The sequence below is a fragment of the Pedobacter sp. GR22-6 genome (genome assembly GCF_037402555.1).
GTDB lineage: Bacteria > Bacteroidota > Bacteroidia > Sphingobacteriales > Sphingobacteriaceae > Pedobacter.
In genome coordinates this window covers 332886-347007 of record NZ_JBBEUC010000003.1, presented here as the reverse complement: position 1 = coordinate 347007, position 14122 = coordinate 332886, and the positions used below count along the sequence as shown (strand labels likewise).

Here is a 14122-nt window from a genome sequence, read left to right as displayed (position 1 = left end):
ATGTTTTCACAAGCGGCAGAGGAAAAATGAGCGCGCACATTAACTCTTTAAAGGCAGGGCTTTAGGTTTGTTCTTATATTGTCTGTAGATAAAGTAAGCGGCGGCGGCAAGTACGAAAAGTACCCAGAGGTTAACGAGGATCAGGATCAGCTCCACAAAAATAGTCCAGCCCGTTTGGATGCTCAGCCATAGCCGGGTGAAAAATGCTGGCCGGAAGTCCGACAGCCGGTCATTCTCTACTACCATACGCTTCACTGTATTGTCCTGGTAAAAATTTAAGGTGATCGTGCTGTATTTTACTTTACTGTCGATCAGCAGGTTCTCTACTTTCTTATCGACATAATCATCTTTCAGCACCAAAGCCGTCTCTACGTTATTACTTTTCTTATTGGCATGTTTGTTCAATTGCTCCACCGCTTCCACCCTATTTCGATTCTTTAGCTGATTCGCCAGATAGGCGATCCCCTGATCATCTAGTTTCAAAGATTGTTGATCGACAAAAACAGCAAGCTTTGCTACCTTATTCGTAAATTCATCCAGTCGGTCTGAGGGCACTTTCGCCGTAATATAACCTTCAGTCCTATAGGAGGTAAGTTCAAGTAAAGAATCTGCTGAGTACCTGACTTTCTCTGTTTGCTGAATGTTGCTTTGAATGGAAAATTCCGCTAGGGTCCCTCCGTCTGCCTTAATCGATGAACTCAGCTTTTCCTTGGTTTGCTGTACATCCTTCACCCTAAAGCGCATATCCGCAGTCTTGATGATTTTCTCTGTCAGTACAGTATCTGTACTTTCCAGATTCTCCGTAGTAAGATCCGCAGATTCATATTTTTTTTCACTGTTGCAGCCGAAAGCCACCATTGCGAATACACAATAGATTAAATATTTGTTCATAGCATTAATATTTAGTTATTTACTCTTAATACTGGATATTCAAATAAGTAACCTAACAGAAATTCGATTTTTTTAGTTTGAAGGGTTTCAGTATATAAATGTTACAAAAAAAGTCCCCACCGGTATCAAAACCGATGGGGACTTCTTAACGAGGCGATGCTATTTCTAGGCGCCTAATATTTTAAATACCCCTTTGCAGGCGATAAAAGAACCGATAAATAAAATTACCCATGATACAATAGACAAAGTAGTTGAATCAGCGGCAAAACGCAAGTATACACCTAAAATGCTGACTAAAACCCCAACGGTAATCAATGTATAAATTGATGTCTCGTTAGCCCTTTTCATGCTTTCTGTATTGTGTTTTGGTGTCTGTTCCATCTTATTATTGTTTTTTAACTGCACAAAAATAGTATTTTTATTAAATAGTGCAGGTTTTTACTTTGTTATTTTATCCGTTTAATGCAGCGGCTCCACTTACGATCTCTGTCAACTCTGTGGTAATTGCAGCCTGACGTGCCTGGTTGTAAGAAAGTTTTAAGGCCTTCAGCAAATCTCCGGCGTTCTCAGTCGCTTTATCCATAGAAGTCATACGTGCACCGTGCTCTGAAGCATGTGAATCCAATACAGCTTTGTACAACTGGATCTTAATCGACTTAGGGATCAGCTGCTCCACAATCTCCTCCTGAGCTGGCTCAAGGATATAATCGATGTTACTGGCTGCCGCTTTAGAAGATTTTTGTTCCGTTTCCTGTGTCTTTGGTAAAGGAAGCAATTGTTCAGTAGTCAGGATCTGCACCGCGGCATTTTTAAACCTGTTGTACACCAATTCTACTTTATCAAATTCTCCCTTTTCAAAACCCGCCATGATCGACTCAGTGATCTTGGTGACATTCTCGAAAGTAAGTGCCGAATAAACCTCATTATTGTTACCAATTACACGGTAACCACGTTTTTCATAAAAATCCTGCGATTTCTTACCGATAGCTACAATGCTTACATTACCTTTTTTGTACTGCTCACTGTATTTTTCAGCGATCAGGTTGTTGGTAACTTTGATGACGTTCATATTGAACGCACCGGCAAGGCCACGGTTAGAAGAAACAGCCACAATTAAAACCTTATTTGGCTCGCGTTCCTGGATGAAAGGAGAGGATGAACCCTCAAGACTTCCGGAAAGATTTCCTAAGATTTCCTTTAGCTTGGTAGCATATGGACGTAATTGTACAATAGCATTGGTAGCACGCTTCAACTTAGCAGCTGAAACCATTTTCATGGCTTTAGTGATCTGCTGAGTAGATTGCACTGATGCGATACGGATTCTTACTTCTTTTAAATTTGCCATTTTTCTAGTATCGGGTACTCCTTACTTATGTCTATTTAGTATTTACCTGAAAGTTCTTTTGCTACAGTTTCCAATACTCCTGTGATCTGGTCATCGAATTTACCAGCTTTCAAAGCTTTCAAGGTATCTGGGTGGCGCAGTTCCAACTGTTGCAGATATTCTATTTCAAATTCTCTTACTTTATTTACAGGAACCGAACGCATCAGGTTTTTAGTACCGATGTAAATGATCGCAACTTGTTTTTCTACTGTCATTGGAGAGAACTGACCTTGTTTCAGGATCTCCACGTTACGAGCACCTTTATCCAGTACAGACTTCGTAGCAGCATCCAAATCAGAACCAAATTTAGAGAAAGCCTCCAATTCACGGTATTGAGCCTGATCTAATTTCAAAGTACCAGCTACTTTCTTCATGGATTTGATCTGAGCGTTACCACCTACACGTGATACCGAAATACCTACGTTGATCGCCGGACGGATACCTGAGTTGAACAGGTTACTTTCCAGGAAGATCTGACCATCAGTGATCGAAATTACGTTGGTAGGGATGTAAGCTGAAACGTCACCAGCCTGAGTTTCGATAATAGGTAGAGCAGTTAATGAACCACCACCTTTTACAATTCCTTTAAGTGACTCCGGCAAATCATTCATCGCCTGTGCGATCTCGTCATTTGAGTTGATCTTGGCAGCACGCTCCAATAAACGACTGTGCAGGTAGAAAACGTCACCAGGATAAGCTTCACGGCCCGGTGGACGACGCAACAACAGGGATACCTCGCGGTAAGCCACAGCCTGTTTAGACAAATCATCATAAACAATCAGGGCTGGTCTTCCTGTATCACGGAAAAACTCACCTATCGCAGCACCAGAGAATGGCGCGTAGAATTGAAGCGGTGCAGGTTCAGCAGCCGAAGCAGCTACAACTACAGTATAAGGCATTGCACCGTTTTCTTCTAAAGTACGTACAATGTTCGCTACTGTACTTGCTTTTTGTCCGCAAGCTACATAGATACAGAATACAGGGTTACCTGCTTCATAAAATTCTTTTTGGTTGATAATGGTATCGATACAAACCGCAGTCTTACCAATTTGACGGTCACCGATCACCAACTCACGCTGGCCACGACCGATTGGAATCATTCCGTCAATCGCTTTGATACCAGTTTGAAGAGGCTCAGTTACCGGCTGACGATAGATTACACCCGGAGCTTTACGCTCAATTGGCATCTCATAAGTCTCGCCAAGAATCGGTCCTTTGCCGTCGATAGGCTCACCAAGGGTGTTTACCACACGACCCAACATACCTTCACCAACTTTGATAGAGGCAATCTTCTTAGTACGTTTGATCGTATCACCTTCTTTGATCTTGTCAGAAGGGCCCAAAAGAACCACACCAACATTATCTTCTTCAAGGTTCAAAACAATTCCTTGCAAGCCAGTCTCAAATTCAACTAACTCACCTGATTGAACTTTAGTTAAACCATAAACACGGGCAATACCATCGCCCACCTGCAATACAGTACCAACTTCTTCAAGTTCTGCTTCTGATTTAAAGCCCGCCAATTGTTGCCTGATAATTGCCGATACTTCGTCTGGTCTTACCTCTACCATAATTTTATATTATTTCTTTTGTAAATCAGTATTATGTTATTATATATGCTCAGCCCGGACTAAACAGTACCCTGGGCAAATTCTTTTTTAAGTTTATTCAATCCGCTTGAGATACTTGCGTCAAACTGTCTGTCGCCTACTTTCAATATAAAACCACCGATCAAGTTCGTGTTTACTTTCTCACGGATCAGGACCTCATTGGCACCAATCTCCTTTTTTACTATCGCAGTGATCTCAGCCCTGTTCGCTTCAGTCAGTTCAGTTGCTGAAGTAACCTCTGCAGTAACAATGCCTTTGATCGCGTTGTACTGTGCGATGAATGCTTTTGCCGCACCGAAAATGATGGCCGAACGTCCTTTGCTAACGATCAGTTTTAAAAATGCTTTGGTAACTTCATGAACCCGGGAGCCAAAAACATCTGATAAAATCCCTGCTTTTTTATCCAAAGGAACGATCGGATTTTTAAGAATTGCTTCCAGTTCCGAATGCTCGTCAATCACCTGTGCTAAAAGAACCATATCTCCCTTGATCTGCTCCAAAGCATTTTGCTCGGTAGAAAGATCTATTAGTGATTTGGCGTATCTCGATGCTGCTTTATTTTCTGACATTTTCTTTTTATATCTGGCTCAACAAAAACCTGTTAGTTTAATTCAACATCTTTTAAAAGACTTGCAACTAAATCCTGCTGTTTGGCTTTATCTTCCAACTGGGTACGTAAAACACGTTCTGCAATTTCAAGGGATAAAGTTGAAACCTGGTTTTTCAGTTCAGCTAAAGCAGCTTTCTTTTGGTTCTCAATTTCAATTTTAGCCTTTTCAATCAACTTAGCTCCCTCAGTGTGGGCCTGAGTTTTAGCTTCATGAACGATACTGTCTTTAAGTGCCTTTGCTTCTTTCAGGATGCGGTCACGTTCCTCACGTGCCTCTTTCATCAACTCCTCGTTCTGAGCAGTCAGACGTGTCATCTCGATTTTAGCCAGTTCCGCTTTATTTAAAGCTTCATCAATACTTTGCTCACGCTCGTGAATTGCAGCCAGGATAGGTTTCCATGCAAATTTCTTAAGCAATATCAATAAGCAAATAAATGCCAATGCGGTCCAAAAAACTAATCCAATGCTGGGGGTTACTAATTCCATTTTATATAATACTTTTAAACTTATTGTTCTTTAATTAAGGTCTTTGATCCACCAATCGTGAACCAAAGACCTAAAATTTTCAGGTTGACTAAACTGGATTGTTTCCAAGTAATGCAACTACCACACCGAATAAAGCAGCACCCTCGATAAGGGCAGCAGCGATAATCATTGCAGTCTGAATTTTTGATGCAGCCTCAGGTTGACGAGCAATACCTTCCATTGCTTTTCCACCAACTTGACCGATACCGATACCGGCACCAATTACTGCTAAACCGGCACCTATCGCCGCGATTGAACCTACCATAACTAATTTAATTTATATAATTTGTAAAAAATAGTTGCTCATTAATGATGTTCTTCTACTGCCATACCGATAAACAGTGCAGTCAGCAGGGTAAAAATAAAGGCCTGTAAAAACGCAACCAGCATCTCCAATACATCCATAAACAATACGAATGCAACAGATACAGGCGCAATAGCCAAAGTTTCAAAAATAAATATTAGGGAGATCAGACTCAATACGATGATGTGACCTGCCGTGATGTTCGCAAACAAACGGATCATCAAAGCGAAAGGCTTAGAAATGATACCGATCAATTCCACAGGAATCATAATCGGATACAACCACCAGGGCACATCCGGTCTGAAAATATGTTTCCAGTAATATTTGTTTCCATTTAAATTAACGATGAGCAAAGTACCCAAAGCCATTACAAAGGTCAGGGAAATATTACCCGTCACGTTAGCCCCTCCCGGGAAGATAGGAATCAAACCCAACAGGTTATTGATCCAGATGAAGAAAAATGTAGTCAGCAGGTAAGGCATAAACTTCGCATAGTCATGACCGATATTCGGCTTCGCAATATCATCTCTTACAAACACAATGATCGGCTCGATCAATGACTGTAATCCTTTTGGAGATTTACCTACACGTTTTTTATAAGCGCCCGCTACAGAAATAAAGATAATCAGGATCACTGCGATGGCAATAAACATAGCCGCTACATTCTTCGTAATAGAGAAGTCCATCAACCGGGCAGAAGCAGCCTCATCAACCTGACCATCTGCACCTACAATCTTCACCTTATCATTCACCAAACGATAAGTGTTCTTAGCTCCGGTGTAGTCATGCTCACCATGATGAAAATGACCGGAAGAAAAGAAATCCAAACCAGCAGGAGTATATACAATTACCGGAAGCGGCATCGAAACATGCCCCCAGAAATGCCACATGTGTGAATCAGCAATGTGCTCCATAATCACCTTGGTAGGTTCAAATTTTTCAGCACCATGTGCGGCCTCATGACCAGCAGCTGAAGCATGCGCATCCGCCACTAAGGTATCAACAGAAACAACCGCACTGTCAGTCTGCGCAAAAGCAGGAGACGAAACAGAGAAAAACGCTAAAAAAAGCGTAAAAACAACAATTAACCTTTTCACTTTAAACTCAAAAACGTGGCTACAATCCATTTAGTCGCAGATTTTTACTATTTATTTTGGTGGCGCAAGTTACGTAACAAAGCGTATATTTCAAAGAAGGAGAACAATAAATATAAAGAAAAAAAATTTAGCACAAAAACCATCCCCTTTTCCTTGCTGTTTAGGCTGTAAATCAGCACAAAAGCCATTGAAAAAAACATTTTCACTGCAATTGCTCCCATAATTGCCATAATTCCCGTTTCGGGATTGCGTTTCAGGCCAAAATCAGCACCCAGATAAGCGATATAAGTAATGCCCGCAAAGAAAAAATAAATAACCCAAAACTTGCCGGTCAGGAGCTGCACATTAGGAAAAATCAGGGGAATAAAGTAAGCAATAGCTGCAATCAATGCACTATACAAAGCATAATAAACGGTGAAACGGGCTGTGCTCAAATTTAATTTTTTTACAAAAGTAAAGATTTAGCCCGATTTAATTGACTAGTCCTTATTTTTATTTAACTGTTTCACAACTTGATACATGGCCACTGCCACCCCCAATAAACTGAAACCTGCTGTAAAAAGCGGAGCTTTACCCACCCTCCGCTCATCGATCTTATAACCAATGAAGGCAAACAGTCCTATCGTAGCCAGCATTTGAAAGCTAATGGCAGAGTATTTCGCAAAATTGCTTATATTTCTTTTGTTTTCGTTTGGATCAGTCATGCCATGCTGCAATTAAATAATACGGGTTTTCCTAAGAAGTTATAGATGAATAAAATACTTTTGTATAAATGAACAATTACGCTGCCAACAATTTAAAGTTACTATTATTTAGCATATGCAGCTGCATGATCCTCTCCTGCAGTTCGCAAAAAGATAACGCCACCAGCCGGAGCCTTCAAAACCTCTCTGCAAGGTATAATTATATCTATAATGCCAATGTCATCCTGACCAACCACCAAAACGAGCTGGCTGAAACCTATGTAGAGAATTACGATCTGGTCCTCCCCGTCTACCTCGGCCCCGAAGTCGACCGCTCTGAAGCCAATGTCTCCCTGAACTTGAAACCTATGGATGACATTATCAAGAAGGCTCAGGTGATCATTCTTGATAAAAGCTATAGCAACTACCTTGACGAATCTTACCTGCTGCTCGGAAAGGCCAACTTTTACAATGGTAATTATTTTAATGCTGCAGAATATTTCGACTATACAGCCAAAGCATACCGCAACACTCCCAATAGCTTTCTTGAAGCACTGAACTGGAAGGCCAGAAGTCTCATGCAGCTCAGGCGCATTAAAGAGGCCAATCAGGTCCTGGACTCCCTCGAATATGTCCTGCCCAGTGTCAAAAAACCTTCAAATCGGGCAGAGCCGCTGGCGACTCTCGCCCAGATGTGCATCTACCTCGGGAACGACACGGCTGCTGTTTCTTACCTCAAAGATGCAATCAAAGCAAGCAACCAGAGCCAGCATAAAATCAGGTGGACCTACATTCTCGCCCAGCTCTATGAGAAAAACAAAGACTTTCAAAATGCAATGGCCAGCTACAGGAAGGTTGCTAAAAGTAATGCACCTTTTGAAATGTACTTCAATGCAAATCTCGGTCGTATCAAGATCAATGCCTTGCTGAACGGGACCAAGGTCAACAGACAAAAGGAGCTCCTCGCACTACTGAAAGATGATAAAAACTTTGACTACAATGATCAGGTTTATTTTCAGATTGCAGAGACTTATGCTGCTGATGAGGCCTACACAGAGGCTGAAAAATATTATCACATATCCGTCAGGAACAGTACTGTCAATGCCTACCAAAAAGGGCTTTCTTATCTAAAGATTGCCGACCTCAATTTCAAGTATTTCAAGAATTACCTAAAAGCAAAAGCCTACTACGACAGTACGGTCAATACCTTACCCAAAAATTATCCCGGCTACGAACTGATCCTGAAAAAAAGCCTCAACTTGCAGTACCTCACCGACCGTTATGAAACAATTGCCCTCCAAGATAGCCTCCAGGCCATCGCCAAACTACCGGAGACAGCACGCAATGCAAAAATAGAAGCCCTGGCCAGTCCTGTCGTGCAAACGCAAAGCCAGGCTCAGACCAATACAGGTTTTGCCGGTCAGCCAAGTTATACCGCAGGAAACAATCCACGCCTTCAGGCACAGAGTTCCTTTTATTTTAGCAACCCCACGGCAGTCAGCCTCGGTTTCTCTGATTTCAAAAAACGCTGGGGCAACAGGAAACTGGAAAACAACTGGCGCCAGAGCATCCGCAGTTCGGCCCAGGAAACCAACCAGGAGCTGGCCAACACTATCAATGGCCTTCCCGCAGGTCCGGATCAGGTAGCTGCGGCCCCGAAAGACAAAGATGCATTGATCAAACAATACACCGAAAGCCTTCCTCTAAGTCCGGAACTGATGAACAGCTCTAACCAGAAGATCATCGATGCTTATTATGAAATCGCCAGCTTCTATCTCCAGGAACTGAATGATCAAAAGGAAGCAGACCTGGTTTACCAAACCTTGCTTCGCCGCTTCCCCAACAACAGCCACCTGGCAGCAACATGGTATAGCCTATTCCTCATCCATAAAGAAACTGATCCGGAAAAGTCCAACACCTATAAAAATAACCTGCTCACAGCATTTCCAAATAGCCCATATGCAAAGATCCTTTTGGACCCTGCTTTCTCCCTGAAGCAATCTGAACTGGAAGCGAATGCCAACAAAAAATACAACGACGTATTTGAGCAATACACTAAAAAGGATTTCAGCGGTGTCATCCAGCAGGTCAATGAGACTACTGCACAGGGAAATGCCAATTACCTGGCTCCACAGTTTTTCTACCTGAAAGCCATAGCCATAGGCCGGACCAGTCCTGTCGACAGCCTGCTTAGGGCCTTTAATTCCATCGTTACTCAATTTCCTGATGACCAACTGGTCCGGCCTCTAGTGCAGGAACACATTGCCTACATCAATGCGCACATGGAAGATTTCAGAAAAAGAACAATCGCTTTACCAGATTTCGATCCAAATGAACCGCCCTTCAATAACATCAGCAGTCCAAAGATCAGCAACCCAATTCCTGTTGTTGCACAAACCAATACACCAAAGGCCATAGTGGTAAACAAGACAACCACACTGCCCCAAAAAATTGCAGAAGAAAAGCCTCTTCAGCCCAACACAGTTGAAAAAACACCCGAAATACCAAAACCGGCAGTCCCCGAAAAGAAATCTTTTGCCCCTTTTACAGACGCAAAATCAACGACATATTATTACGTCATCCATGTTGCAGATGCCGCTCTGACCTTAAGTTCATCGCGTTTTGGCATCGGACAGTTCAACCGTGGCAACTATGCAGAAGAGAACCTGAAACACCAATTGAAAGAATTTGACAATGATCAGCTGATTTATGTAGGGAACTTTACTAATTTTGAAGACGCAAAAACTTATGCTTCGGGGATTACCCCACAGCTAAAGCAAATCATGAAGGTCCCCGTTAGCATTTACACGAATTTCATCATCAGCAAAGAAAATTTTGACCTGATCAAAAACAGGACATTGCTGAATACTTATATGGAGTTCTATAAAAACAACTATTAAAATGAAGAAATCACTTTCGCAGGAAGACATTAGAAAGTATAATTATACCCTTTGGAAAATATTGATAGGCGGACTGCTCATTTTCGGTCTGTTCATCGTCTGCATTGGTTTCGGATTGTTTGGAGAGCTCCCTTCTTTCAGGGATATTGAACACCCTAAGAGCAATCAGGCTTCCGAGATCGTGACCGATGATGGAAGGATACTGGGTACTTATTTCGTACAGAACAGGTCCAACGTCACTTATTCGGAGATCTCCCCAAACGTGATCAATGCCCTGATCGCTACGGAAGACATCCGCTTTAAAGAACATTCCGGTATTGATTTCAAACGTACTTTTACCATCTTCTTATACGCTTTGATCGGAAAAAAACAGGGTGGAAGTACCATCACCCAGCAGCTTGCCCTTAACCTTTTCTCAGAGGAAGGAAGGCAAAAAAACTTTGCAAAAAGAATCCTGCAGAAATTCCAGGAATGGGTCATCGCTGTAAAATTGGAAAGAAACTATACCAAAGAGGAAATCATTGTAATGTACCTTAACACGGTGGAGTTTGGAAATCAGTCCTATGGGATCAAATCAGCTGCCCGTGTTTATTTCAATACGACCCCTGACCGATTGACCGTTCCACAGGCAGCTACCCTGGTAGGCATCCTGAAAGGCGTAACCCGTTACTCACCTACCCGCAATCCCGACCGTGCCCTTGCACGCAGGAATACCATTATGGGCCTTATGCTCAAAGAGGAACTCATTACCCAGAGCGAATATGACCGCCAGAAAGATCAACCGCTGAACCTGAAATTCAGCGCAGCTACAGTAAACGAAGGGATAGCTCCATATTTCCGTGCGGTATTGAAAAACGACATCAAACGAATTTTCGAAGAGCGCTCCATTACCAAACCTGACGGTACACCATATGACCTCGACAGGGACGGACTGAGGATCATCACCACACTGAACTACGACATGCAGACCTATGCAGAAGAAGCTCAAAAAGAATACATGAAAATCCTCCAGGCCTCTTTTAATAAAAGCTGGAAGGGCAGAAATCCTTTTAAAGGAAAGGAAGCACAGATCGAACAGGGCGTCAAACGCTCTGACCGCTATAAATCACTGCAACTGGAAGGTAAGTCTGAAGCAGAGATCAAGGAAGACTTCAATACAGCTACACGATTGACCATCTTCACTTGGAAGGGAAATGTAGACACACTGATGAAGCCTATAGATTCGGTAAAATATTATAAAATGTTGCTCAGAAATGCCATGATGGCCATGGATCCACAAACAGGTTATGTCAAAGCCTGGGTGGGCGGCATCAACTACGAACACTTCAAATACGATCAGGTGAAAATGGGTACCCGACAGGTGGGCTCTACCGCAAAACCTTTCACTTATGCTGTGGCAGTAGACAATGGTTATTCGCCATGTTTCACCGTATTGAACGAACCGGTAACCATCGATGTTCCGGGTGGTAAACCCTGGACACCCCGTTCCAGCGGCACTGTACCAGGCTACCTAACGCTACAGAAAGGTCTCGCACTTTCACAAAATTACATTGCTGCTTACCTGATGAAACAGGTTGGCCCAACTGCCGTAGCTACACTCGCAAAAAAGATGGGCATCAGCTCCGAAGTACCCGCCTACCCTTCTATCGCGCTGGGTTCTTTCGATGCATCTGTATACGACATGGTAGGAGCTTACAGCGTATTTGCCAATAAAGGAGTCTACCAGAAACCGACATATATCCTGAGAATCGAAGATAAAAATGGGGTCGTACTCCATTCAGAAAAACCGATCCCGGTTCCGGCAATGAGCGAAGAACTCGCCTTTGTCATGACCAGGATGCTCAGAGGTGTAGTAACCAGTGGTACAGGCTGGAGACTGGCCGGAAGGTATGGCGTAAAAGCACCGATAGGTGGCAAAACCGGAACAACGCAGAACAATTCCGACGGCTGGTTTATGGGCATCAGCCCACAACTCGTTGCTGGTGTGTGGACCGGCTGTGAAGACCGTGCCTTTCACTTCACCAGTACAGCACAGGGTGATGGTGCCACGACGGCATTACCCATCTTTGCAGGTTTTATGAAAAGAGTGTATGCCAATCCAAAGCTGAAGATATCGCAGGCAGATTTTGTGCCTCCGGCAAGCGGGGTATCCATTACCTACGATTGCAACCTCTACCAGCAACAGGAACAAGCGACAGAACTTGACGAAAAACTAGGCTTCTAAACAAATACCCCCTATTCAATGAGTGCTTTTGATCATAGAAAGGCAGTAGCCGATATTCCGCACAAACCTGGTGTTTACCAGTTTTGGGACATAGAGGGTACACTCATTTACATCGGAAAAGCCAAAGACCTACGTAACCGTGTGGGCTCTTACTTCAATAAAGATAATCAGATGAACGGTAAGACCAGGGTACTGGTCTCCCGGATACGGAAAATCTCCTTCACCATTGTCGATACCGAAATCGATGCATGGCTCCTGGAAAACAGCCTGATCAAAAAGCATCAGCCCAGGTACAACATCATGCTCAAGGACGACAAGACCTATCCCTGGATCATCATCAAAAAAGAGCCTTTTGCAAGGGTATTCTGGACACGAAAGATGGTCAAAGATGGCTCTACTTATTTTGGCCCTTATGCCTCAGTAGGCATGATGCACACCATATTAGACCTCATCAAGGAAACTTATCCACTGCGGACATGCAACCTGCCCCTTACCCCAAAAAATATTGAGGAAGGCAAGTTCAAGGTTTGCCTGGAGTACCAGATCGGCAATTGTAAAGGTCCATGCCAGGCCTACCAAAGCTTACAGGACTATGAGGAAAACATCGAACAGATCAAAGACATCCTCAACGGAAAAATAGGGAACGTCATCCGTGACGTCAAGCAAGTCATCAAGACTGCTGCCGAGGAACTGAATTTTGAGTACGCACATCAGTACCAAAAAAAACTCCAGGTACTGGAAAAATACCAAAGCAAATCTACTGTCGTGAATAGTGCCATCACCAATATCGACGTGGTCAGTATCGCTTCTGATGAGCGCTATGCCTTTGTCAACTACCTGAAGGTGATGAACGGCAGCATCATCCAGACACAAACCATAGAGATCAAAAAACGGCTGGATGAAACCGATGAAGAATTGCTCACTATTGCCATTACAGAATTCCGCACCAAATTCCACAGTACCTCTAAAGAAATTATCGTACCCTTTGACATTACCCTCCTGGATACCAACCTTAAATTTACGGTACCTAAGCTGGGCGAGAAGAAAAAATTATTAGAGCTTTCGCAGAAAAACGTGCTCTTCTTCAAAAAAGACAAACTCAACCAATACGAAAAGCTGAACCCAGACCTCAGGACCGACCGGATCCTGACCCAGATGCAAAAAGATCTGCGGCTTACCCAGCTGCCCAAACACATCGAATGTTTCGATAACTCCAATTTTCAGGGCCAATACCCGGTATCGGCCATTGTCGTGTTTAAAGATGCCAAACCTTCCAAAAAGGACTACCGGCATTTCAACGTAAAAACCGTAGAAGGGCCTAACGATTTTGCCACCATGGAAGAGGCTGTTTACCGGCGCTATAAGCGCATGCTCGAGGAAGAGGATACATTGCCTCAACTGATCATCATAGACGGTGGTAAAGGCCAGCTATCTTCGGCCATGTCCAGTTTAAAGAAGCTCGGAATAGAAAACAGGGTGACGGTGATCGGCATTGCCAAGAGACTGGAAGAACTGTACTATCCCGGCGATTCTTATCCACTCTATCTGGATAAAAAATCGGAGACGCTAAAAGTCATCCAGCAACTGCGTGATGAAGCCCACCGTTTTGGGATTACCTTCCACCGGAAGAAAAGAGACCAGGGCACACTCAAAACTGAGCTGGAAGAAATTCCCGGCATTGGCAAAACGACTGCCGACAAATTATTAAGACAGTTCAAATCGGTGAAGAAGATCAAAGAAGCTACAGAAGCTGAACTTTCTGCTGTATTGAATAAAAAACAAGTCCAGACGCTACTCCAGCATTTTACCGGATAAGATCAGTCTAACGGGCTACGAAAAACAAAAAAGACCTCTTGAATACGTGAAACAAGAGATCTTTCCTATCGTCGAGATG

At 43.2% G+C, this 14122-nt stretch carries 13 protein-coding genes; 3 read left to right on the top strand and 10 right to left on the bottom strand.

All coding sequences use genetic code 11. The features are described from left to right. Positions 1–39: 39 nt before the first annotated feature. From WAE59_RS15340 to WAE59_RS15295, 10 genes are all read right to left on the bottom strand, one after another. Positions 40–891 carry a DUF4349 domain-containing protein gene (locus tag WAE59_RS15340; RefSeq protein ID WP_337856862.1) on the bottom strand — a complete coding sequence of 284 codons (852 nt, stop codon included), beginning with the start codon at positions 889–891 and terminating at the stop codon, positions 40–42. Between the two features lie 165 nt (positions 892–1056). Then, a complete protein-coding gene (locus WAE59_RS15335) occupies positions 1057–1272 on the bottom strand; it encodes a hypothetical protein (RefSeq protein WP_337856861.1) in 216 nt (71 codons plus the stop codon). Positions 1273–1342: 70 nt separating this feature from the next. After that, a complete protein-coding gene (atpG, locus tag WAE59_RS15330; RefSeq protein WP_337856860.1) occupies positions 1343–2236 on the bottom strand; it encodes an ATP synthase F1 subunit gamma in 894 nt (297 codons plus the stop codon). Between the two features lie 35 nt (positions 2237–2271). Beyond that, on the bottom strand, positions 2272–3846 hold the full coding sequence (atpA, locus tag WAE59_RS15325) for a F0F1 ATP synthase subunit alpha (RefSeq protein WP_337856859.1): 1575 nt from the start codon (positions 3844–3846) through the stop codon (positions 2272–2274). Between the two features lie 59 nt (positions 3847–3905). Then, positions 3906–4454: an ATP synthase F1 subunit delta gene (gene atpH / locus WAE59_RS15320; RefSeq protein ID WP_337856858.1), complete on the bottom strand. Its 549-nt coding sequence runs from the start codon at positions 4452–4454 to the stop codon at positions 3906–3908. Between the two features lie 32 nt (positions 4455–4486). Then, positions 4487–4981, bottom strand: coding sequence for a F0F1 ATP synthase subunit B (locus WAE59_RS15315; RefSeq protein WP_337856857.1), 495 nt, complete (start codon positions 4979–4981; stop codon positions 4487–4489). An 88-nt stretch (positions 4982–5069) separates the two neighbouring features. After that, positions 5070–5285 (bottom strand): ATP synthase F0 subunit C, encoded by a 216-nt coding sequence (gene atpE / locus WAE59_RS15310; protein ID WP_121269539.1) that lies wholly within the window; start codon positions 5283–5285, stop codon positions 5070–5072. Between the two features lie 41 nt (positions 5286–5326). Continuing rightward, positions 5327–6451 (bottom strand): F0F1 ATP synthase subunit A, encoded by a 1125-nt coding sequence (gene atpB, locus WAE59_RS15305; protein ID WP_337856856.1) that lies wholly within the window; start codon positions 6449–6451, stop codon positions 5327–5329. Positions 6452–6468: 17 nt separating this feature from the next. Next, the gene (locus WAE59_RS15300) at positions 6469–6855 is read right to left on the bottom strand and encodes a hypothetical protein (RefSeq protein ID WP_337856855.1); all 387 of its coding nucleotides are present in this window, start codon (positions 6853–6855) and stop codon (positions 6469–6471) included. A gap of 45 nt (positions 6856–6900) precedes the next feature. Then, positions 6901–7125: an AtpZ/AtpI family protein gene (locus WAE59_RS15295; RefSeq protein WP_337856854.1), complete on the bottom strand. Its 225-nt coding sequence runs from the start codon at positions 7123–7125 to the stop codon at positions 6901–6903. Between the two features lie 68 nt (positions 7126–7193). Between WAE59_RS15295 and porW the strand changes: the two genes are divergently transcribed. The 3 genes from porW to uvrC are packed head-to-tail and all read left to right on the top strand — an operon-like array spanning position 7194 to position 14043. Continuing rightward, complete coding sequence (porW, locus tag WAE59_RS15290; protein ID WP_337856853.1) at positions 7194–10004, top strand: type IX secretion system periplasmic lipoprotein PorW/SprE; 2811 nt, start codon at positions 7194–7196, stop codon at positions 10002–10004. Position 10005: 1 nt separating this feature from the next. Next, a complete protein-coding gene (locus tag WAE59_RS15285; RefSeq protein WP_337856852.1) occupies positions 10006–12228 on the top strand; it encodes a penicillin-binding protein 1A in 2223 nt (740 codons plus the stop codon). Between the two features lie 18 nt (positions 12229–12246). Next, positions 12247–14043: an excinuclease ABC subunit UvrC gene (uvrC, locus tag WAE59_RS15280; protein WP_337856851.1), complete on the top strand. Its 1797-nt coding sequence runs from the start codon at positions 12247–12249 to the stop codon at positions 14041–14043. Positions 14044–14122: the final 79 nt, after the last annotated feature.

What these genes read in the sequence shown, in the direction of transcription:
- uvrC (WP_337856851.1), top strand. Translation starts at nt 12,247, where the DNA reads ATGAGTGCTTTTGATCATAGAAAGGCAGTAGCCGATATTCCGCACAAA.
- atpH (WP_337856858.1), bottom strand. Translation starts at nt 4,454, where the DNA reads ATGTCAGAAAATAAAGCAGCATCGAGATACGCCAAATCACTAATAGAT.
- WAE59_RS15315 (WP_337856857.1), bottom strand. Translation starts at nt 4,981, where the DNA reads ATGGAATTAGTAACCCCCAGCATTGGATTAGTTTTTTGGACCGCATTG.
- atpE (WP_121269539.1), bottom strand. Translation starts at nt 5,285, where the DNA reads ATGGTAGGTTCAATCGCGGCGATAGGTGCCGGTTTAGCAGTAATTGGT.
- WAE59_RS15340 (WP_337856862.1), bottom strand. Translation starts at nt 891, where the DNA reads ATGAACAAATATTTAATCTATTGTGTATTCGCAATGGTGGCTTTCGGC.
- porW (WP_337856853.1), top strand. Translation starts at nt 7,194, where the DNA reads ATGAACAATTACGCTGCCAACAATTTAAAGTTACTATTATTTAGCATA.
- atpA (WP_337856859.1), bottom strand. Translation starts at nt 3,846, where the DNA reads ATGGTAGAGGTAAGACCAGACGAAGTATCGGCAATTATCAGGCAACAA.
- WAE59_RS15295 (WP_337856854.1), bottom strand. Translation starts at nt 7,125, where the DNA reads ATGACTGATCCAAACGAAAACAAAAGAAATATAAGCAATTTTGCGAAA.
- atpG (WP_337856860.1), bottom strand. Translation starts at nt 2,236, where the DNA reads ATGGCAAATTTAAAAGAAGTAAGAATCCGTATCGCATCAGTGCAATCT.
- atpB (WP_337856856.1), bottom strand. Translation starts at nt 6,451, where the DNA reads ATGGATTGTAGCCACGTTTTTGAGTTTAAAGTGAAAAGGTTAATTGTT.
- WAE59_RS15285 (WP_337856852.1), top strand. Translation starts at nt 10,006, where the DNA reads ATGAAGAAATCACTTTCGCAGGAAGACATTAGAAAGTATAATTATACC.
- WAE59_RS15335 (WP_337856861.1), bottom strand. Translation starts at nt 1,272, where the DNA reads ATGGAACAGACACCAAAACACAATACAGAAAGCATGAAAAGGGCTAAC.